The sequence below is a fragment of the Vibrio sp. Vb1018 genome, from assembly GCF_033338775.1.
Taxonomy (GTDB): Bacteria; Pseudomonadota; Gammaproteobacteria; order Enterobacterales; family Vibrionaceae; genus Vibrio; species Vibrio alginolyticus.
Window position 1 is genome coordinate 21863 of sequence record NZ_JAWOTI010000003.1, and the last position, 20760, is coordinate 42622.

16 protein-coding genes are annotated in these 20760 nt (G+C 44.5%); 6 read left to right on the forward strand and 10 right to left on the reverse strand.

Annotated elements, in window-relative coordinates:
• Nucleotides 1–15 precede the first annotated feature (15 nt).
• Nucleotides 16–885: a metal ABC transporter solute-binding protein, Zn/Mn family gene (locus R7Z10_RS04800; protein ID WP_047102837.1), complete on the forward strand. Its 870-nt coding sequence runs from the start codon at nt 16–18 to the stop codon at nt 883–885.
• A 215-nt stretch (nt 886–1100) separates the two neighbouring features.
• Nucleotides 1101–2108, forward strand: coding sequence for a porin (locus R7Z10_RS04805; RefSeq protein ID WP_191115964.1), 1008 nt, complete (start codon nt 1101–1103; stop codon nt 2106–2108).
• A 215-nt stretch (nt 2109–2323) separates the two neighbouring features.
• Here R7Z10_RS04805 and R7Z10_RS04810 read toward each other — a convergent pair whose 3' ends face one another.
• The 4 genes from R7Z10_RS04810 to speA all read right to left on the reverse strand — a co-directional run bounded on the left by R7Z10_RS04810 (nt 2324) and on the right by speA (nt 9260).
• Complete coding sequence (locus R7Z10_RS04810) at nt 2324–4489, reverse strand: S9 family peptidase (RefSeq protein WP_318104153.1); 2166 nt, start codon at nt 4487–4489, stop codon at nt 2324–2326.
• Between the two features lie 311 nt (nt 4490–4800).
• Nucleotides 4801–6006, reverse strand: a complete 1206-nt coding sequence (gene emrD / locus R7Z10_RS04815) for a multidrug efflux MFS transporter EmrD (protein ID WP_005374234.1) — start codon at nt 6004–6006, stop codon at nt 4801–4803.
• A gap of 409 nt (nt 6007–6415) precedes the next feature.
• Nucleotides 6416–7336, reverse strand: a complete 921-nt coding sequence (speB, locus tag R7Z10_RS04820) for an agmatinase (RefSeq protein WP_318104156.1) — start codon at nt 7334–7336, stop codon at nt 6416–6418.
• Nucleotide 7337: 1 nt separating this feature from the next.
• Nucleotides 7338–9260, reverse strand: coding sequence for an arginine decarboxylase (speA, locus tag R7Z10_RS04825; protein ID WP_102970217.1), 1923 nt, complete (start codon nt 9258–9260; stop codon nt 7338–7340).
• A gap of 311 nt (nt 9261–9571) precedes the next feature.
• Between speA and R7Z10_RS04830 the strand changes: the two genes are divergently transcribed.
• A complete protein-coding gene (locus tag R7Z10_RS04830) occupies nt 9572–10297 on the forward strand; it encodes an MBL fold metallo-hydrolase (RefSeq protein ID WP_165935377.1) in 726 nt (241 codons plus the stop codon).
• Nucleotides 10298–10363: 66 nt separating this feature from the next.
• Here the strand turns inward: R7Z10_RS04830 and R7Z10_RS04835 are convergent, their stop codons facing one another.
• The 3 genes from R7Z10_RS04835 to R7Z10_RS04845 form a co-directional block, all read right to left on the reverse strand.
• Entirely contained in the window at nt 10364–10792 is a 429-nt protein-coding gene (locus tag R7Z10_RS04835; RefSeq protein WP_132936948.1) for a RimK/LysX family protein, read from the reverse strand.
• Between the two features lie 65 nt (nt 10793–10857).
• A complete protein-coding gene (gene rimK, locus R7Z10_RS04840) occupies nt 10858–11763 on the reverse strand; it encodes a 30S ribosomal protein S6--L-glutamate ligase (RefSeq protein ID WP_005374224.1) in 906 nt (301 codons plus the stop codon).
• Nucleotides 11764–12092: 329 nt separating this feature from the next.
• A complete protein-coding gene (locus tag R7Z10_RS04845; protein WP_132936949.1) occupies nt 12093–12707 on the reverse strand; it encodes a TetR/AcrR family transcriptional regulator in 615 nt (204 codons plus the stop codon).
• A gap of 155 nt (nt 12708–12862) precedes the next feature.
• Between R7Z10_RS04845 and R7Z10_RS04850 the strand changes: the two genes are divergently transcribed.
• Together R7Z10_RS04850 and R7Z10_RS04855 are read left to right on the forward strand one after the other, a co-directional pair.
• Entirely contained in the window at nt 12863–13876 is a 1014-nt protein-coding gene (locus tag R7Z10_RS04850; RefSeq protein ID WP_053349394.1) for an MBL fold metallo-hydrolase, read from the forward strand.
• Between the two features lie 95 nt (nt 13877–13971).
• On the forward strand, nt 13972–14316 hold the full coding sequence (locus R7Z10_RS04855; RefSeq protein WP_033906240.1) for a DUF5329 family protein: 345 nt from the start codon (nt 13972–13974) through the stop codon (nt 14314–14316).
• Here R7Z10_RS04855 and R7Z10_RS04860 read toward each other — a convergent pair.
• Together R7Z10_RS04860 and R7Z10_RS04865 are read right to left on the reverse strand one after the other, a co-directional pair.
• Nucleotides 14284–15183 carry a LysR family transcriptional regulator gene (locus R7Z10_RS04860; RefSeq protein ID WP_017819717.1) on the reverse strand — a complete coding sequence of 300 codons (900 nt, stop codon included), beginning with the start codon at nt 15181–15183 and terminating at the stop codon, nt 14284–14286. The two genes, R7Z10_RS04855 and R7Z10_RS04860, sit on opposite strands and share 33 nt — an antisense overlap.
• Before the next feature lie 1331 nt (nt 15184–16514).
• Nucleotides 16515–16853, reverse strand: coding sequence for a YggL family protein (locus tag R7Z10_RS04865; protein WP_054701928.1), 339 nt, complete (start codon nt 16851–16853; stop codon nt 16515–16517).
• A 266-nt stretch (nt 16854–17119) separates the two neighbouring features.
• Here R7Z10_RS04865 and R7Z10_RS04870 point away from each other — a divergent pair, with 266 nt between their 5' ends.
• Complete coding sequence (locus R7Z10_RS04870) at nt 17120–19156, forward strand: PhoX family phosphatase (protein WP_130546491.1); 2037 nt, start codon at nt 17120–17122, stop codon at nt 19154–19156.
• Between the two features lie 99 nt (nt 19157–19255).
• Here the strand turns inward: R7Z10_RS04870 and R7Z10_RS04875 are convergent, their stop codons facing one another.
• The gene (locus R7Z10_RS04875; protein WP_213971483.1) at nt 19256–20647 is read right to left on the reverse strand and encodes a glycoside hydrolase family 1 protein; all 1392 of its coding nucleotides are present in this window, start codon (nt 20645–20647) and stop codon (nt 19256–19258) included.
• Nucleotides 20648–20760 lie beyond the last annotated feature (113 nt).

Sequence of the window (20760 nt, forward strand, 5' to 3'; positions counted from 1 at the left end):
TATAAAGTAATGAACATGAAGATAAAAAAATTAGCGATAACTTTTGGTTTGGTTATAGCGACGACACTTCCATCGTTGGCAAGCGCCAAAGACATTTTAACCAGCACTCCCGTCACGTACATGTTGTCTGAGCAACTCATGAAAGGTACAGGGATAGAGACTCAGTATCTGCCTCCAAAGCGTTACGGCGTTGAGCGTCTTGAGAACTGGTTCGCAAATAAAGGTACAGAGCAAGTTAAGCAAGCGGGTCAAGCCGCGACGGTTGCTATTACTCTTGGTGCGATTTGGAAACAAGACCCGACTTATGTTTATGCTCGACAGGGCAACATTCACTTGATTGAAATCGATGCATCGCAGGCCATTTCTCCTAGAGCTCAAGGAGTTGCAGTACTGACATTGGAAAACGGGTCAACATCGAAGTACGCGTGGCTTAACCCTACAAACTTAATCCGAATGGCGGGTATTGTTGGAGAGGATCTACAACGTGTATATCCTGAACACCAAAAGACGATTCAAACGAATCAACAGGCTCTTATGCTCAATGTGCGTGAACTGATCAACCAACAACAGGCAGAGATCTTCGATAAAGGCATCGATTCAGTGGTACTGATGAGTGAGTCACTAGAGGACTTTGCCTCTGGCAACCAATTGTTTGTGGTTGGGCGCGAATTTAAGCCGGAATTTGAGTGGACAGAAGAAGACAAATTATCTTTAAAAGCTCAGTTTGAACAAGATAAAACGCTATGGTTAGTGACGGATAAACGACCGTCGAAAACCTTGACATCGCTTATTAAACCGAGCCGCATACTGCAAATTGATGTTATTGACCGCTGGGGCAGTAAGGGTATCAAAACTGAGAAGCCACTCGCACGTTGGGAGATGTGACACGTAAAAAGCCACAGATTTTATGATGGGGAATGAAAAGTTCCCTATTTTTTTGTGATCAATTTCAAAATGTGAGCATTAATACCACTGGTTGCATAAGAAAGTGTTTGTTTCATTTCTATTTCATTACTACTTTGTTATGTGTTCGTTGCGATTGATTCGGATTTAATCTGTGTCTAAGCGAACCGGTACAAACAACTATACGGATGTTAACAATGAAAATGAAAACTCTAGCCGTTGCAGTGGCGGCACTAGCATGTGGTTCACAGGCCTTCGCAGCAGAAGTTTACAACAGCGATGGTACATCTTTATCGATCGGCGGTCACGTTTCAGTTGGCGTGGGTGAGTATTTCGAAGAAGATGTAAAAGTTCACCAAGTGTCTCCACGTATTAACGTTGCGGGTAAGAAGGACATTGGCAACGGTATTACTATCGACGCTAAAGGTGAATGGGCGCTTAACTACCTAAACGGTGGTGAACAGTCATTCAAAACTCGTCTAGGTTACATCGGTGCTACTCATGAGCAGTTTGGCCGTTTAGTAGCAGGTACTCAATGGTCACCGTACTACGATGTCGCTGGCGTTGCGGATCTACCTATCGCGTTTGCGAACGATTTCTTGTACAGCAACCACGGTAGCCTAGGTTCAGCTCGTGCTGATAAAATGCTTAGTTACCGTAAAGGTTTTGAATTTGGTGAAGGTTTTGCTTTCAACCTAGGTCTAGGTTGGCAAGGTGAGCAAACTTCAGACGCCGTAACTTACGAGCAACGTGGTCAAATTGCATTGAGCGGCTCTATAGCTGGCTTTGGCCTAGGGTACGTATACAGCGGTGGTGATATTAAGGAACAGAACCTAGGAACTAAAACAGCTGAATCACACCTATTCTCTGTAAACTATGGTCAATACGGTTCAGGTCTATACGCAGCAGTAGTATACGGCATGAATGATTACTTCTTTACTTATGATGGTGCTCTTTACGAAGAGACTGCTCAGTTGGAGGCTCTACTTGCCTACGGCGTTAATGATTGGACATTCAGCGTTAACTACGAAGCTGTTGAAGATGATAAAGCTAACGACACGCTATTTAGTCAATCAGCTCTACAAGCTGAGTATGCTGTAACTCCGGCGTTTGTAACGTTTGCAGCTTACCAGTTTGACCTAGGTAATGATATCGACGTTAAAGAGAACGACTACTGGACTCTAGGTGCTCGTTACTACTTCTAATAAATAGGCCAGTTTCTACTGCCTAAACACATTTATTGTGTTAACGCCTACTCGTTGTGAGTAGGCGTTTTTCTTTCTGCTATCCTTTGGCTATAAGAGACGCTAGTCATTCTGTGCTTAGGTAACCCCACTCTTTGTTTAGAGAGTGCGTCTATAAAAATGCCCGCAACTTGCGGGCATTTTTTGTTGTTAGAGATACAGTTCTATTAATACGCTTATTTTTTATCGAGTAAATCGAGGAAGAAGGCATACTCTAGCGCATCTTCTTTTAAGCGCTTAAATCGACCAGATGCGCCGCCGTGTCCGGCTTCCATATCGGTTTTGAACAACAAGACGTTATCGTCTGTCTTCATTTCACGAAGTTTGGCGACCCACTTCATTGGTTCAAAGTACTGTACTTGAGAGTCGTGCAAGCCAGTCGTTACCAACATGTTCGGGTAGTTTTGCGCCTTGATGTTGTCGTAAGGCGAGTAACTCAACATATAGTCATAGTATGTTTTGTTATTTGGGTTACCCCATTCATCATACTCATTGGTGGTCAATGGAATTGATTCATCGAGCATAGTGGTTACCACGTCCACAAACGGAACATGTGCACCGATACCGCGGTACAGTTCTGGTGCTTGGTTGATGATAGCCCCCATTAAGAGACCTCCTGCAGAGCCACCAACAGCGAAGACTTTATCTTTCGCGCCGTAGCCTTGTTCAACCAAACCTTTAGTCACATCAATAAAGTCGTTGAATGTGTTTTGCTTGGTTAGTTTTTTACCGTCTTCATACCAAGGGCGGCCAAGCATTTCAGAACCACGAATATGAGCGATGGCGTAAACAAAGCCGCGATCCAATAGGCTCAAACGTGTCGAGCGGAAAGTTGGCTCAATGGTTGCGCCATAAGATCCATAACCATATTGGTAGAGTGGATTCGTACCATCTTTCTTAAATAAGTCTTTACGATACACCAAAGAAACGGGTACTTCTTTACCGTCACGGGCTGTGACCATGATGCGTTCTGATTGGTAATTGTCAGGATTAAAATCACCAAGTACAGGTGTTTGCTTCATGATTTCTGACCCGCCCGTTTTTAGATCGAAATCGTAGTAGGTTCCTGGAGTGGTTAAACTGCTGTAATAAATACGAACTTTCTCGTTATCCAGCTCTAGGTTACCTGTCAAATAGGCAGCAAACGCATCGTCATTAAATGTGAGGGGGAGTTCTTTTCCTGTTGAAAGCTGACGTACAGTGACGCTTGCTAGGCCGTTAGAGCGCTGCTCATAGACGATGTGATCATCGAACAACTCGAAGTCGACAAGTTGAGTGTTGTCGTCTGCGGCAATCACATCTTGCCATTTAGAGCGGTCATGCATGTCATTTTGATGAACTTTCATCAAACGGAAGTTGACGGCTTGATAGTTAGTATAAATGTAGTACCAATCGCCTAGCTTAGAAATACTGTATTCAATGCCATCTTCACGAGGATAGAACGGTTTCGCCTTTGCTTTAGGGTTGTTCGCATCAATAATAGAGACCCCACTGGTTTCTGTACTCGAATGCCAGATATAAATATCTTCGCCATCTTTGCTTTTGCTTAGTGAGGTGTAATAGGCGCTGTCGGTTTCCTCAAAAATCAGCTCATCGCTGCTTTGTGGTGTGCCCAATACATGACGATAAACTTGGTAGCCCAATAAGGTCTGTGGATCTTTTTTGATGTAGTAAAAGGCGTTGTTATCGTTCTGCCATGCGACAGCGCTTGAGGCCCCTTCGATTTCATCTTGTAGGTAATTGCCTGTTGTCAGGTCTTTGATCTTAAGGGTGTACACGCGGCGGCTTAATGTGTCTTCGCCATACGCTAATAAGTTTTCATTCGGACTAACGTATAGGCCGCCGATACTGAAAAATTCATGTTCTTTTGCTAGTTCATTGACATCTAAAATGATTTGTTTGTCTTTGCCTGCAAAGTCTTTAGCTCGCAAATGGACTTCGTACTCGTTATCTCCGGTCACTTCACTGGAGTAGAAGTAGTTGCCTTTACGAACCGGTACTGAGTTGTCGTCTTTTGCGACGCGCCCTTTAATTTCTTCAAATAGCGTATCTTGAAGTGTTTCAGTGTGCTTTAGAACGGTTTCTGCGTACTGATTTTCTGTCTCTAGGTGCTGTAAAATTTCAGGGTCTTTACGTTCGTCGTCACGCATCCAGTAGTAGTTATCAACGCGGGTATCGCCATGAATAGTCATCGCGTGAGGGATTTTTTTCGCAACCGGAGCTTGAGTTTGTTGAGCAACGATCTGTGTTTGGGAGTATTGAGTCATGCTGGGGATTCCTTGATTGCTGCATCCGGCGACAAGCGCGACCGAGACGGCCAACGTAGTTAAAGTGAAACGCATCTGATTTTATCCTTATTGTACACCCAAGTGGCCTCATCCTGAGGGCTGGGCTTTCATTTTGTTAGTGGTTTTCAGTTGTCCATTCTTTGTTATGGGGTATGCCGAAAAAGTGAGAATCCTCAATATTTTCGAGTTGGCTACTCAATTTGAAGGAAGCTGAAAACACATTGTGTAAGCAGCTGTTATTTTTAACAAATATCAATTCGAAAGTTAAATCATTCTCATCGGGAAATCGATATAGTGTGATATGAAAAAAGGGACACACTTGTTGAGTGTGTCCCTTTTGGATTTTGAAAGTAAGCTGATAATGATCAGATAACTTGCGGTACTTCGTTTGAGTGATTGTGTGCTCGATTCACCCACATTAACCCAAGCATTGCAATTACCGACATTGCCATCATCAAAATGCCCAAAGGCATCTGGTTATGCGCTGGAAATAGTGACGCGAGCAAAGTTGCGACACCTGCCCCCAAGTTTTGCATACCACCCAATGTCGCGCCTGCTGTTCCTGCATGGTATGGGAATGGCGCAATCGCTCCAGTTGTTGCTGCTGGGAAGAGAATACCCGCACCCAAAAAGTACACGGTTGCGCCTCCAACAAGCGTTAATGCCGTGGTTAAACCAAACAAGCCTGGGATGAGCACAATAGCAGAGCCCACAAAAATAGAGACCAAGCCTACGTTTAAAGCACGACGCTCAGAGCGACGTCTTGCGATGTAGCTAGATAAGCCAGCACCCACCAAGTAACCTGGGATCGGCAATATAAACAGCAAACTTACCGTTGTTGCCGGTAATTCTAATACCCCACCTAACAACACCCCAGCCGCCGCTTCGAATACACCCACACCAGCGAATGTTGCAACCAGGCAAATCAAAAAGCCTTGAAAGCGACGGTCAGACAAAACGTGTTTGTAGCTTTTGGCTACTGGTTCGAATTTGCGTTTCTCTTTTGGTAGTGTCTCCATCATGCTTGTCATCATGGTGATCACAACCGCGATAGCAAATAGCGCTAAGAACAAGTAGCTTGACCGCCATCCGAAAGCTTCTGTTAGGTAACCGCCTAATACTGGTGCCATTAAAGGTGAGAAAATCACACACATGCTAATTAAGCTGTTTGCTCTGTGTAGATCAGAGCCTTCAAAGCAATCGCGAGTCAGAGTGCGTGACATCGCACCGCCGCAGCCAATACCTAAGCCTTGGATAAAGCTACCAATCAAGAACCATTCAAATTGATGTGCAAATAATGCTACCAGTGTACCCGCGATGTAGATAAGCAGCCCGACGATGATGATCGGTTTGCGTCCCAAGCGGTCCGATAGTGTGCCATACGCAAATTGCGACAAGCCATATGGGATTAGGTAACAAGCCATCACAGCTTGAAGTGATGACGCAGATACCAAAAACTCGCCCGCCATATGACCGATTGAAGGCACGTACATTGTCTGGGTCATTTGACCCACGGCAGTCAATATAGCGATTAAAAAGGTAAGTTTCGCTAATGGAAACGAAGCAGACATTTGCGTATCTCTCCAAAAAATTTAAGACGTAAAAACCCTTAGCGCTCTTTTACAGAGTGCCAACTGACTTCTTGTGTTGCGGGGGTATTTGCGCGAGATAATAGTGCTTGCTTGTATAATTAGCAATCGAAAAGTGTGAAGTTGAGCAAGATAAAAATCTATGATTTCAGTTAGAAAAACTAATCCGATTTTGTTTTCAAAAAGCGGTGCATTTCTTTGTCTAATTACGTTAAATCTTTTACTTTTCGTGAATAGAATGAGCCTTATAGGTAACTGGTTTTAATGGTTAAAGTGCAAAAATAAAGCGTCTGCTCGGTTGATCTGAGTTCAAGATGAAACGAGTGAATAAAAGGTAGAGGAAGGCATCAGAAAGAAAAGGGAGCCGAAGCTCCCTTAGAAATGATTATGTCTATTCGCGCTCAGATGCGTATGCGTAAAGCATTTCTAGTGCGATGGTTGCTCCCGCTAGTGCGGTAACATCACTGTGGTCGTATGGAGGCGATACTTCGACAACATCCATACCCACGATATTCATGCCGGCTAAACCACGAATAATTTTCAGCGCTTTGTCTGAGTTCAAGCCACCACAAACTGGTGTACCAGTTCCCGGTGCGAAGGCCGGGTCTAAGCAGTCGATGTCAAAAGTAACATACACTGGCTTGTCTGCGACGGTGCGACGAATTTCTTCTAGGATCTCGTTCACCGACATGTCATTCGCTTGCATCGCATTAATCACATTGAAGCCGTGATCTTGCTGTTTGTACTCCGTACGAATGCCGATTTGTATTGAGTTCTTCGCTGAGATCAAACCTTCTTTCGGCGCATGGTAGAACATCGTACCGTGGTCGTATGAACTACCATTTGCATAGGTGTCCGTATGAGCATCAAAGTGAATCAAAGCTATTTGGCCATGATGCTTCGCATAGGCACGTAGGATAGGTAGCGTGATGAAGTGGTCACCGCCCAATCCCAACATGGTTTTACCACTTTTTAGAATTTCACTGGTTGCCGCTTCAAGGCGGTAAGTAAAATCTTCCGCATCACCGCAATCGAACACGAGATCACCTGCGTCGATCACTTTCAGTTTATCCAATACGTTGAAGCTCCACGGGAACTTCTTACCTTCCCATGCCAAGTTGACTGAGGCACGGCGAATTGCATCTGGACCCATACGCGCACCTGGACGACCAGATGTTGCCATGTCCAGAGGGACTCCCAACACCACAACGTCTGCGTCTGCCGATACCGGGTTACGAATGTACGGCAGACGTAAAAACGACATAGAGTTGGAGTAAAGCGAATAATCAGTTTTAGTAAACAAATCATTCATATCAGAAGTCCTCTAAATAGGTGTATCCTGCTAGACCTTGTTCTAGTTCTGCTAGGATTTGTGCTTGTTCATTGGCTTCAACTCGCTGTGAAACCAATTGTTTATAATTGTCACGAATCGCATCCACGTCGATATGAACGTAGCGCATCATGTCTTCTACACTATCACCTTCGTTGATGTAACTGATCTCAAATTGACCGTGTTCATCAACATTGACTACAGCACTGTGGGTATCACCAAATAGGTTGTGCATGTCACCAAGGATTTCTTGGTATGCGCCTACTAGGAAAAAGCCCATTAAGTACGGTTTGTCTTTGCTCCAAGCTGGTACAGGTAGCGTGCTCTCGATGCCTTGACCATCAACGTAGTGATCGATCGCGCCATCAGAGTCACATGTGATGTCCAACATCACTGCACGACGCTCTTCCGCCTCGCCAAGACCAGAAAGTGGCAGAACAGGGAAAACCTGATCAATACCCCAAGCATCTGGTAGAGATTGGAAGAGAGAGAAGTTCACGAAGAACTTATCCGCAAGACGTTCGCTCAACTCGTCCAGAATCGGACGGTGGAAGCGATTCTTAGTGCTCATCTTGCGGCTTAATTCGAAGTAAATGCGCAGTGACAATTGTTCTGCCCACGCACGTTGTTCCAAGTTAAGCACACCTGTAGCAAATTGAGAGTGCACTTCTGCCAAATCACTTTGGGTATCATTGTAAATCTCAATTAACGCACGAGCGTCTGTACCATCTTGCAAGTTTTCCCAGTTTCGCCACATGTTTTGTAGCAAAAGCGGAGCGTCATCATCAAGCTCATGTACTTCTTCCGGTAGGTACGACTCGGTACCAATTACGTTAGAAATCAATACAGCGTGGTGCGCTGTTAGCGAGCGACCCGATTCCGAAATGATCACTGGCATTGGTTGTTCGTATTGCAGACACACATCGCCCACTGTGTTGACGATATTACGTGCGTATTCTGCAAGGCCGTAGTTCATCGAATTCGATGATTGGCTGCGTGTGCCGTCATAATCCACTGCCAAGCCGCCGCCCACATCGAAGTACTCGATGTTTGCACCGAGCGCGCGTAGTTCGCAGTAGAAACGTGCAGACTCGTTCACACCATTGCGTACATCACGGATGTTTGCCATCTGTGAACCAAGGTGGAAGTGAACCAGTTGCATCGCGTCTAGGTTGCCTTCGCGTTTAAGGCGTTCAATAACGCTAAGCACTTGCGATGCTGATAAACCAAACTTCGATTTTTCACCGCCACTTGCTTGCCATTTCCCTGCGCCTTGAGAGGCGAGGCGAATGCGTAAACCAAGGCGCGGTTTTACGCCCAAACTTTTCGCTTCTTCTAGTACCAGATCCAGCTCAGAAAGCTTCTCTAGTACGATGAATACCTTGTGACCCAGCTTTTCACCGATCAGTGCAAGACGCACATACTCTCGGTCTTTGTAGCCATTACACACGATCACGGAGCTACCTTGTTGAGCCAATGCAAGTACCGCCAACAATTCTGGCTTGCTACCCGCTTCAAGACCAAGCTGCTTGGTTTCTAGTTGAGCTTGGCTCGCTAGAATTTCATCCACCACTTCACGTTGTTGGTTTACTTTAATTGGGTACACCAACAAGTATTTGTTTGGATATTGGTATTCTTCAATTGCTTGGTTGAATGCGTGGCAAATACCGTGCACACGTTGGTGCACGATTTGCGGGAAGCGTACTAATACAGGCAGATTTAACTGCTTCGCTTCTAGCTCATTTACAATAGCGCTGAAAGGGATTTGATGTGCACGATCACTACGTGGTGATACATATACTTCGCCTTGGTCATCAATGCCGTAGAAACCTTGGCTCCAGTAGTGAACGTTGTAGTCCGCGCGGATGCGGTCTAATTTAGTTGCTTTTTCCAACTCGATTCTCACAAAAATGTACTTAACTCCTTAATTAATTAGAAGGAAAAGTACAAAAAAGCAAATCATGAGGTATTTACCTCATACCCTGACACGAACTCCGTGTGCGCGCATTAACGGATAAAAGGGCCCTTGAGTCTAATGATTAAAATCTATCATCTCGATTATGATTTGTTGTCGTCGCTACGTGTGAATATTTGTTTACCGAAGCTTCCATTCTGCTGTTATAGTTGGTCTGACCAGTAAGGATTCGGTCATGAAGCATCTCACTAAAATAAGGACATATTTTGCAGCTGCACAGAATTCAGGGGTACATTCAGACCATGTATCTCGCCGAATATTCCGATAAATTATTGTTGCTTGATGGTGCCAGTCGAGCAGACATCCCTCATCTTAAAGACTTTATTGAACATCAACTCCATCGTCCTTTTTCTGACCTAAAGTTGGTTGTTGTGACCCACATGCATCCAGACCATGCTGGTGGTGCGCACAAACTACGTGATTTAACAGGATGCAAGCTATTGGCCGCAAAGCGAGAGAACCAGTGGTATAGCGGTGTAGACGGTTGGCTAATGCATTTGACCGATTTGATGTTAGCACGCTGGATGGCGAATCGGATGCGTAAACCAAAGCAAAACCTGTGGTATTCCCGCAAGCTAAAGCCAGATATTGAACTTATTGATGGAGAGTTTATTCCTGGATTTGATGATTGGCAGGTGCTAGAAACGCTTGGGCATACCGACAGAGATCTGTCGGTTTATCATTCTGAACAAGATGTGCTGTATGTGGCGGATTTAATGGTGCAGGTGAAAAAGCATCTGATTGCGCCGTTTCCCATATTTCATCCGAATCAATATCGGCAATCATTAAAGCGTGTGTTTGAGATGAATCCGCAATGTTTGCTTCTGGCACATGGGGGAGAGGTGACTTTGGATGAAAAAGCGTATCAGCACATTTTGAATACAGCGCCGACTAAGCCAATGACGCACTGGCGAGTGACAAAAGTTAAAGCGAAGGGATTGTTGTTTGCGTTATTTCGTAGGAAGTAGGCGAAGATAAAGCCAGACGAGTGATGCTCAACAAAAACGTTCGATCACTCATCTGAAGCTACGGGGTTAAGATGCCAATAAGTGAGATTGGCTAGGATCAACGAGCACTTTGTCTGCCATGCCCTGACGACCTAACAACATCATGTAAGTCATTTTTTCACGGTTAGTCAACGTAATGTCGATTGGCCATTGTTGGTCGCCTATACGCAGCATCGTCGTGATCACGCAGCGGTGCTCAAAAGTACCGTTAGAAGATTTAACCTTACGGTTTGCTTTTAGTTTCGCTGTGCAGCGAACCACTTGTTCTAAATGGTATACATCTGGGTGCAGATCGAATGCAACATAAGACTGACCATCTTTTTCAAAGCAATCAATATTGTCTACATGTAATGAAGAGGTTTGAGCGCCTGTATCAATACGCGCTTCAAGGTGAGTAATCCCTAACTCTGGCAAGCAAATAGCTTCGGCATTCCCAATGATCATTTTCTGATTCATAGTGTCATCCTAGCGACGAGTAACAAGAGAGCCGGTTTTTGGCTCTCTTGTACGTTAAACAAAAATCAACCTTTACCGCGAGTACGGTTTGAATTTGGCTTAGCGTTTTTCTCGATAAAATCGAAGATCATACCTGCAATGTTTTTACCCGTTGCTAGTTCGATGCCTTCTAGACCAGGGGAAGAATTCACTTCCATTACCACTGGGCCATTTTTAGATTGAAGGATATCCACACCACAAAGGTTCAAGCCCATCACTTTCGCTGCATTTACAGCGGTCGCACGCTCTTCTTTGCTCAAACGCACGAGTTGTGCAGAGCCACCACGGTGAAGGTTGGAACGGAACTCGCCTTCTTTTGCTTGGCGCTTCATTGCGGCAATCACCTTATTTCCGACAACAAAACAACGGATGTCCGCGCCTTTTGCTTCTTCGATAAATTCTTGCACCATGATGTTAGCTTTCAAACCCATGAAAGCTTCAATCACGCTTTCTGCCGCTTTATTTGTTTCAGCAAGTACAACACCAATGCCTTGAGTGCCTTCTAGCAATTTAATCACTAGAGGTGCGCCACCAACGTTTTTGATCACGTCCTGAATGTTGTCAGGATGGTGAGCAAAGCCAGTGCGTGGCAAACCGATGCCTTTACGTGATAGCAGTTGTAATGAGCGCAACTTGTCACGAGAGCGGCTGATCGCGACAGATTCGTTGACACAAAATGTACCCATCATTTCAAACTGACGTACAACAGCAGTGCCGTAAAACGTAATAGATGCCCCAATACGTGGAATAACAGCATCGTATTGCGGTAATTCTTCACCCTTGTAGCGGATCTTAGGGTTGTTGCTCGTAATGTCCATATAACAGTGAAGCGTGTCGATCACATCGATTTGATGCCCACGTTCTTCACCCGCCTGTTTTAGGCGCATGGTTGAATATAAATTTTCATTACGAGAGAGAATAGCAATACGCATGGCAATTCCTTAGTAAGTCAGTACCAAATTAAAATATAAGTATAGAGCATAGAATGCAGTAGGCAGGTGATCATGTTATGACATAACCTACTTACTTCAACGATTTAGAATTGTGGTTGAACAACCACGTCGTCAGAGGTGCGCACCTTAGGGCGTTTTTTTGTGAGATGAAAACGAAAAAGCATCGTCGACACGACAAAAATATTTTATCGAACGCTCACGCCTTGCGGTATGAGACTGTCAAGGGTGAGATAAATAAAATTGAGCAAAAATTTCATCGCTTTGTCACGAATTATCGCTTAAAAAAGCGGCCAATTTGACCGCTGTTTTTAGCTGTTTTGATAGTGACTTAAAAAAAGTTCCGCCGTTTGGGTAGCTAACAGCCTAGATTCTTCATTCGACAAAGAGGGGCGAATTCCCATTAACTGCGGCCAGAATGCACTGCCTTTAAGTAAGTTGTGCAATTGAGTGCTTGCTATATGTACATCATCAATTTGCAAAGCGCCACTGTTCGATTTCTCAGTAAGCCAGCGGTACAGGGCGGTTTCCTGTTTCGACATTTGTTCTGCTTGTTCTTTGAGATCTTCCGGCTTAAATAAGAAGTGCCCAAATGCCACTTTTGCCAGCTCAATATAGTTTGGTTCCGTTACCACAATGATCTCGCTGTAGAGTAATTCAATCAATTGATCTTTGAGTGGCAGAGTGGCCAAGCGTTTAATATCGCTTTCCATCATTGACGAACGCCAAAGCTCACTCAGCAACTCCGTCACGATCGCTTCCTTAGAAGGGAAGTGATTATAGACCGTGCGCTTAGAGACTTGTGCGATTGCAGAGAGCTTATCCATGCTGGTGTTTTGCACCCCAAACTCTTGGAACGCTTGCCTTGCCGCGCACAAGATGGCTTCTCTTTTGGTTTCGCTACGACTTTTTCTTTTTACATTCATAAGCTTGCTAAGTTAAGAAGATCATTTCTTGATCTATTTTACACTAAGTAGTTTACTTTTGATAATTAGAATGTAAACTGCACCGTGTAGTTTACTTTTGTTCGGGTTAACTTTTTATGAAAAAAACTTTGCTAGCCACAGTAGGAGCGTTCGCGATGGGTACATCAATGATTTCTTGTTCTAATGTTGATACTGAAAAAGCGCCAACATACCCGGACAAATTTGCAAATACAGAGTTGGAATACAAAAGCGGTTTGGGCGACATGTTCGAAATCATGAAAGCGTATTTTACGACTGAGCGCCTTAACCCAACACCAACGATTGAAATTCCAGTGCATGTGATCACAGCGCGGCAACTGTTAGAAGAGCAAGATGACGTCATCTATCGTCTGGGTCACTCAAGCGTATTAATGAAGCTCGATGGAAAACTGGTGATGACTGACCCTGTATTCAGTGATCGCGCGTCTCCTGTACAATGGGCAGGGCCAAAACGCTTTCACCAAACCCCCATCACGATAGAAGATTTGCCAACTATCGATGTGGTGGTGATCAGTCATGACCATTACGATCACCTAGATAAAGCTTCTATTAAAGTGCTAGGCGACAAGGTGGGCACTTTCTTGGTGCCGTTAAAAGTTGGCCAATTACTGGTGAATTGGGGTGTACCCAAAGAGAAAGTGATCGAACTAGACTGGTGGGAGTCACACTCTGTTGACGGCATTGAATATACACTAACTCCGACTCAGCATTTCTCTGGTCGAGGTTTGACAGACCGCGATACGACGCTGTGGGGCAGTTGGGTTATCAATGCACAACAACACAAAGTGTTCTTCAGTGGTGACTCTGGTTACTTCAATGGCTTTAAAGAGATTGGCGAAAAGTACGGTCCATTTGACTTCACCATGATTGAAACAGGTGCGTACAATGAACTCTGGTCAGACATTCACATGTTCCCAGAGCAAAGCGTTCAAGCACACATCGATGTGCAGGGCAAAGTTATGATGCCGATCCATAACAGCACGTTTGATTTATCGATGCACGATTGGAATGAACCGATGCAACGCGCGTTAGACATCAGTGAAGAGCGCGGTGTAACGTTAGTTAGCCCTGAGATCGGTCAACGCTTGGCGATTGCGGAGCCTCAGCCTGCTCAGGCATGGTGGCAATAATTGCTGAACTAAACAGCCAAACACCAGAATAGTTAAGTCACTTATCAGTAGTTACTATTAGTAGTTACGTGGTCAGGGATAAGGATAAAGGTGCGATGAAAGCAAAGTGGACGTTGTTACTTACATTAAGCATTCTGCCGACCTTTGCACTAGCAGGGGTAGAGCAAGATATCTCGACGTTGATAAAACGAGTTGAGCAATCCTCTTGCACCTTTATCCGCAACGGCAAGGCGTACACTAATCAAGAAGCGGCAGAACACATGCGTAATAAATGGGATTACGCCAAAGATGACGTTGATTCCGTGGATGTGTTTATAAAAGAGGTCGCGTCAAAGAGCTGGTTATCTGGCAAACCATATTGGGTGGATTGCCAAGAGGAACGCATTACCAGCGAAGAGTGGCTAACATCATTGATGCGCGCCACCGATCACATCCAATAACACTTCTTTGATGGTCTGATAGCGCAGAGGTAGAGCACGACTGCGCTTACGAACCAGAAATAGCTCTTCACATACAGTGTTTTTCAGTTGAGCAATGTATAACGTGTCTTTTAGTGGAAAATTGTCGACCGCACTTTGAGGCAGCACGGTGAAGCCAAGTCCTTTGCTGACAGGCAGCAAAATTTGGCTCAACTGATTTACGTAGCCGGATAATGGTAAATCGCTCATCTTAATTTCTTGGAGCTGTGGTTCTTCACATTGGTCAAAAAACAGCGTCATGTAATGCTCGGCATCAGGGTGGCTAATGACACCACAGTCATGCAAGAGTTGTGGCGTTATCTGCTTATTTTGATATTGCTTTGGCAGAACCAAGCACAACCTCTCTTTACCAATTCGCTCACTGTGAAACAGACCTTTGTTGGGAACATCAGTCACGATACCAATATCAATGTGCCCTTGCGTTATGGCGTTGAGAATAGATTGATTTGGCGCGGCTTCTAAATGTAACGATAAGCTCGGGTGCTGTTTTTGCTTCTCCAAAATGGGCCCATACAACATTAACGCCATTGCACCAGAACAAGCCAGTTTACAGTGGCCTGAAAACGCATCATCAAAACTGAGCTCTTCGAGCAGCTTCTTCTCTCTATCTTCTAACTCGAGCGCATATGCGTAGACAATCCTGCCTTGTTCGGTTAATTCGAAGCTTTTGTTTTCGCGCTTGATCAAGGCATGCTGACAACTTTGCTCTAATTTTTTGATGTGTTGGCTGACGCCAGGCTGAGTCATAAAAAGTTTTTCTGCCGTTTGCGTAAAATGACCGACTTCAATCAATGTCTTAAATGTATGTAACCAAACAGGATTAAGCATAGTGTGTGATTTTCTGAGAGCTTTGTTGGGAGACGTAAAGAAAATGATAGCACGGTGTTTTATGAAAACAGAGAAGACTTAAACGATAAAGATGAATCTTTATCAATACATTACAGACAAAATAAAACCCCGCCTGGTTTCCCAGACGGGGCTTATTCTTTTTCGCAGCAATCCAGCTACTAATAGGTGCTCCCTGCATCTATCCTTGATTGTGGCTAAGTCCTTTAACCGAGTTCCTTGTTCATCGCCTTCCTAGCGGTGTCCATTCTTGCCTATCATCCTGACGGGCGAACTCTATCCTAGAGCTTAACTACATCCTTGCTGACAACTCATCCTAAGCTATCAAATCTTCATCCTGAAGATACCCAATCCTTTAGGCTTTTTTCCTGTTCCCGCCAACATCCTGTCGACAAATTGAGTATTGATGTTTTGCTGATTTGACTCAATTAACTTTTCTAAATTATTTTTACTTATTATTTTAAGTGAATTTAAATATTACTGTTAAATCATATGTTTAATGTTTTTTCTGGCATTGCTCTTAGACGTGGTTAATCTATTTGCTTACAACTCTTGTAAGAGATATCGCACAAGTTTGGTGGTGAATGTATTAATGAGCGCTTTTTGTTCCGAGTTCTGTGGATTGAACTGGATCACAATGCGTTAAAAGGGAGACGATAAAGATGAAAGTGAATTGATCTTGAGTAGAGATTTGTTTGAAAAGAAATAAAAAATCTTGCGGTTTTTATAAACAGTATGGTAAATCTGAAATGCCCACCTTGTTAATCCTTATTAAGATTCAATGACAGTATAAGTAGGGAACTTGATTGCCATTTTTCTGTCATATCTGGTGAGTAAGTTAACTGTGTCAGATAGATAATATGCCGTTTGCCAGTAAAAACAGGCTGCAAGAAATCGGTAATTATCATTATGTTGTGAAATTGGTCACGGTTAAATGATTGATTCCCTTATAGATTGAAGGGGATACGACCTTAGACAATAAGCTCCATGAGGAGCGTTACTTATATAAGATGAGGGACTTTACTATGAAAAAGACTAGAAGAGCTCAGCTACATCGTGTGCGTATTCAATACTGGAAAGACACGAAAGACGCCCCAGCTAAAAAATCATAGTTAATTATACCTAAAGGCACGAGCTGGCTGTGGAACGCAGTTTCCCGTTGATTGCCAGCTCAAAAACGCCAAAATCACTCCGCGCAACTTCCCAAGCACCCTATTTTTAATATCGCATTCTTCCAAAAATAAAAAAGCCAGTCTTAAGACCAGCTTTCTCTACCATTTATTGAGCTCTGCGTATTACAGGTTGCCCTTTAGTTACAGGTAGTTGGCGTCAACTAGTTCGCCCGCTTGCGCGCTTTTCACTTCTGGGCGTGCTTCTAACCATTTGATAACTTGCGCTTTCTGTTCTTCAGTCGCACTGCCGTAACGGTTAGTAGAACATAGGAAGCCTTCAAACAGTTCTAGACCACCGCCACCGAAGCAAAGACCAAGCTCGTCAATGTAGTCGATAAAGTCATCAACGAATGCATCGTAACGGTCGAAGTCGTTAATGTCTGTTTCACAGCTGATCTCGAAACCTAGGATTGCGAACTCCCCTAAGAACAGCTTTTTACGGATACGACGGCTCTTGTTATCGATCTTGTCTAATTTCATGATTATCTCTCGTAGATGATTTGATTTCGTACACCTTATACCTTCTATCATACTTTAGCCCAAGTAAAATCAGAATGAAGCGATACAGTTGGTGATTATGTGACCAGAATTTAATTGCTTCGTTAGCTGTGTTGGTTGGTTTGCAGTATTGTTGAAACACAAGTTTCATATGTTTTAAGCACTTTTGTCATTTTTCTTATCCAAACTTCTTGCCGTTCAACTAATCACCTATTTATTAATTAAACTATAAGATCGGGAAAGTAAAAATGAGCAAGGAAACCTTTGACGCGACGCGTTATAACCAAAGTGAAAACAAACCATTTGAAGAAGTATTAGAAGCGAGCCTATCTCGACGCAGCATTCTGAAAGGTGGTTTAGGTATCAGTGCGATGACAGCGTTTGGTGCTTTCGGATTGGCTGGTTGTAACTCGTCTGACTCAGGGAGTACAGTAAGCAGTGGTTCGGGCGCATCTAAAGCCGTTCTTAACTTTGAATCTATCCCTGGCTCACTCACTGACGCAGTTTCAATTCCACAAGGCTACACCGCACAAGTACTAGTACCTTGGGGAACACCACTTAATGCGCAAGGCAGCGCATGGCAAAATGATGGTACCAACACCAGTACCGATCAGTTAAATGCGCTAGGCATGCACCATGACGGCATGCATTTTTTCCCATTGAACGATAGCACTACAGATGGCTTGCTATGTATTAACCACGAGTACATCGACACATCAGCACTGCATCCAAATGGTCCGACGGTTGAAAATGGCGTACGTACCATTGTAGATGAAGTGCGCAAAGAGATTAACGCGCACGGTGTGTCAGTGGTTCGCATTCAACTGGAAGACAACATGTGGAAGTTGGTTGATACCGATCCACTAAACCGTCGTTATACTGGTGCGACAGTCATGGATTTGTCTGGCCCGGTGGCCCACACATCTTTAACTGTCACTCGTTTCTCGCCAGATGGCAGCCAAGCGCGTGGTACGTTAAACAACTGTGGCAACGGCTACACGCCGTGGGGCACGTACTTAACGTGTGAAGAGAACTGGCCAGGTTACTTTGTTAATGCCGGGACTCGTACAGAAGAGCAAGATCGCATTGGTGTCGATGATCAAAGTACACGCTACTTGTGGGAGACATTAGCAGGAAATTCAGAAGAGCGTCTTGATGAGTTCTCTCGCTTTAATGTGGCTCCAACAGGAGCAAGTGCGATGGATGATTACCGTAATGAAGCCAATGGTCACGGTTACATTGTCGAGATTGACCCTTACACGCAAAACTCACGTGCGAAGAAACGTACTGCGCTAGGTCGTTTCCGTCACGAGGGCTGTACTTTCGGTAAGCTTGAAGAAGGCAAACCAGTGGTATTTTATTCTGGTCACGATTCTCGCTTTGAGTACCTATACAAATTTGAATCAGCGGCAGCGTGGGATCCAGCAGATGCTAACCCTGATAACCGCTTGGCGATGGGTGACAAGTACATGGACGAAGGCACACTGTATGTGGCGCGCTTCAATGAAGACAGCACAGGTACTTGGTTACCATTAACGCTTGATAGCGTAACAACCGCTGGTGGTACATTAGCGGATCACTTTGATTCACTGGCTGAAATTATCATCAATACTGCGGGTGCGGCGGATTTAGTTGGGGCAACACCAATGGATCGACCAGAGTGGTGTACGGTTGATCCATTCACGGGTTCAGTATATTTAACATTGACGAACAATACGCGCCGTACAGATGAAACCAACCCTGCGAATCCACGTTTGAATAACAAGTTTGGTCATGTTATTCGTTGGGATGAAGGTGCTTCAGCAACTGACTTTACTTGGGATATCTTTGTCTTCGGTTCGCCAGCAAATGGTGATGCAGATACCAACCGTTCTGGCTTGAATGAGCTAAACCAGTTTGCGAGCCCAGACGGATTAGCGTTTGATGGCCGTGGTATTTTGTGGATTCAGACTGATAACGGCGCAGATGAAGTCACGTCTTACACCAATGATCAAATGTTGGCTGTTGTGCCATCTAAGCTAACAGATGAGAATGGTGATCAAGCTGTGATTGGTGCGGATAATCAAGCTGAATTGAAACGCTTCTTTGTCGGACCAAATGGTTGTGAAGTAACAGGCTTTACCATCAGCCCTGATTACAAATCATTGTTTGTGAATATTCAGCACCCAGGCAACTGGCCATACAGTGAAGATGCAGCCGAAGAAACGCCTGCTGGTGTTTCTGTGCGCCCACGAGCGGCGACAGTGGTTATTCGACGTGAAGACGGTGGAGAGATTGCAGTTTAATCTCTAAATGAATAAACACCTTAAAATTCAAGCCCTGCAATTGCAGGGCTTGATGGTTTAGGCGAATGCCTAGTTGCACTTTATACCTAGACAACCGGCTTAGCTTTTCAATGAACCGCCTGAAGTACGAATCACGTCTTGATACCAGAAAAAGCTTTTCTTGCGTTTACGTTCTAGCGTTCCTTGCCCATCATCATGACGATCGACATAGATAAAGCCGTAACGTTTGCTCATCTCTGCGGTTGAGTTTGCGACCAAATCGATTGGCCCCCAGCTGGTAAAGCCCATCAGCTCAACGCCATCCAGAATCGCTTCGTGTGCTTGAACAAGATGGTCGTTCAAGTAAGCGATGCGGTAATCATCTTGAATCTCACCGTTTTCATCGATTTCATCACGTGCACCTAAGCCGTTTTCTACGACAAACAGTGGTTTTTGGTAGCGATCGTGAAGGAAGTTCAGCAGAACGCGAAGACCCTTTGGATCGATCAACCAACCCCATTGGCTCTTCTCAAGATATGGGTTTGGTACGCTATCGACAATGTTACCCACTTCCTTCTGTTTCGGGTCTGCACTTGCACAGCCACTTGCGTAGTAGCTGAATGAGATGAAATCGACACTTGCCGATGCAATTTCTTCTAAGTCGCCTGCTTCCATCTGAATTTCGATACCGTTTTCACGGAAGTAACGCTTCATGTAGCCAGGGTACTGACCACGTGTTTGCACATCACCGAAGAACAACCACTTGTTGTTTTCATGCATTGCTGCCAGCACGTCATCAGGGTTACAGGTGTATGGGTAATTGATTGCGCCAAGCAGCATGTTACCAATCTTGCCGTTTGGTACGATTTGCTGACAAAGTTTTACCGCTTTTGCGTTTGCGACTAGCTGGTGGTGAATCGCTTGGTAAATCTCTTGTTCACTGGCGCCTTCTTGCAAACCAACACCAGTAAATGGTGCGTGTAGAGACATATTGATTTCGTTGAAGGTTAACCACAGCTTCACTTTGTCTTTGTAGCGTTCCAGCACTGTGCGAGCATAACGTTCGAAGAATTCGATGACGCGACGATCGCCCCAACCGCCATAGTTTTCAACCAGTGCGTAAGGCATTTCGTAGTGAGATAAGGTCACGAAAGGTTGGATGTTGTGCTCGGCAAGTTCGTCAAAAATTTTATCGTAGAACGCCAAACCTTCTTCGTTAGGTTCTAGTTCGTCCCCGTTCGGGAAGATGCGGCTCCATGCCAAAGAGAGACGCAGACAGTTAAAGCCCATCTCTTTGAACAGCGCGATGTCTTCTGGGTAGCGATTGTAGAAGTCGATCGCCACGTCTTTGATACCCGGTGTACGCTCTTCACGGGTTTGATGCGGACTCAAAATACCGTTTGGCAGCATGTCTGATGTCGATAACCCTTTACCCCCAAGGTTGTACGCCCCTTCTACTTGGTTTGCAGCAATGGCACCACCCCAAAGAAAATGTTCAGGAAACTTAATCATGTTTCTCACTCTTTATCGTTCGGAAGTTATTCGTTTTATTTGCTTGAGAATAGTGTAGGTCAAGGAGGGATTCTTGTATCGAGATCGTGTTTTTCTCAAACAGCGGGGATGCC

Coding starts and splice junctions, on each gene's coding strand:
- R7Z10_RS04845 (WP_132936949.1), bottom strand. CDS start 12,707: ATGAATGTAAAAAGAAAAAGTCGTAGCGAAACCAAAAGAGAAGCCATC.
- R7Z10_RS04870 (WP_130546491.1), top strand. CDS start 17,120: ATGAGCAAGGAAACCTTTGACGCGACGCGTTATAACCAAAGTGAAAAC.
- R7Z10_RS04810 (WP_318104153.1), bottom strand. CDS start 4,489: ATGCGTTTCACTTTAACTACGTTGGCCGTCTCGGTCGCGCTTGTCGCC.
- emrD (WP_005374234.1), bottom strand. CDS start 6,006: ATGTCTGCTTCGTTTCCATTAGCGAAACTTACCTTTTTAATCGCTATA.
- R7Z10_RS04850 (WP_053349394.1), top strand. CDS start 12,863: ATGGGTACATCAATGATTTCTTGTTCTAATGTTGATACTGAAAAAGCG.
- rimK (WP_005374224.1), bottom strand. CDS start 11,763: ATGCGTATTGCTATTCTCTCTCGTAATGAAAATTTATATTCAACCATG.
- R7Z10_RS04865 (WP_054701928.1), bottom strand. CDS start 16,853: ATGAAATTAGACAAGATCGATAACAAGAGCCGTCGTATCCGTAAAAAG.
- R7Z10_RS04800 (WP_047102837.1), top strand. CDS start 16: ATGAAGATAAAAAAATTAGCGATAACTTTTGGTTTGGTTATAGCGACG.
- speB (WP_318104156.1), bottom strand. CDS start 7,336: ATGAATGATTTGTTTACTAAAACTGATTATTCGCTTTACTCCAACTCT.
- R7Z10_RS04835 (WP_132936948.1), bottom strand. CDS start 10,792: ATGAATCAGAAAATGATCATTGGGAATGCCGAAGCTATTTGCTTGCCA.
- R7Z10_RS04875 (WP_213971483.1), bottom strand. CDS start 20,647: ATGATTAAGTTTCCTGAACATTTTCTTTGGGGTGGTGCCATTGCTGCA.
- R7Z10_RS04805 (WP_191115964.1), top strand. CDS start 1,101: ATGAAAATGAAAACTCTAGCCGTTGCAGTGGCGGCACTAGCATGTGGT.
- R7Z10_RS04855 (WP_033906240.1), top strand. CDS start 13,972: ATGAAAGCAAAGTGGACGTTGTTACTTACATTAAGCATTCTGCCGACC.
- R7Z10_RS04830 (WP_165935377.1), top strand. CDS start 9,572: ATGTATCTCGCCGAATATTCCGATAAATTATTGTTGCTTGATGGTGCC.
- R7Z10_RS04860 (WP_017819717.1), bottom strand. CDS start 15,183: ATGCTTAATCCTGTTTGGTTACATACATTTAAGACATTGATTGAAGTC.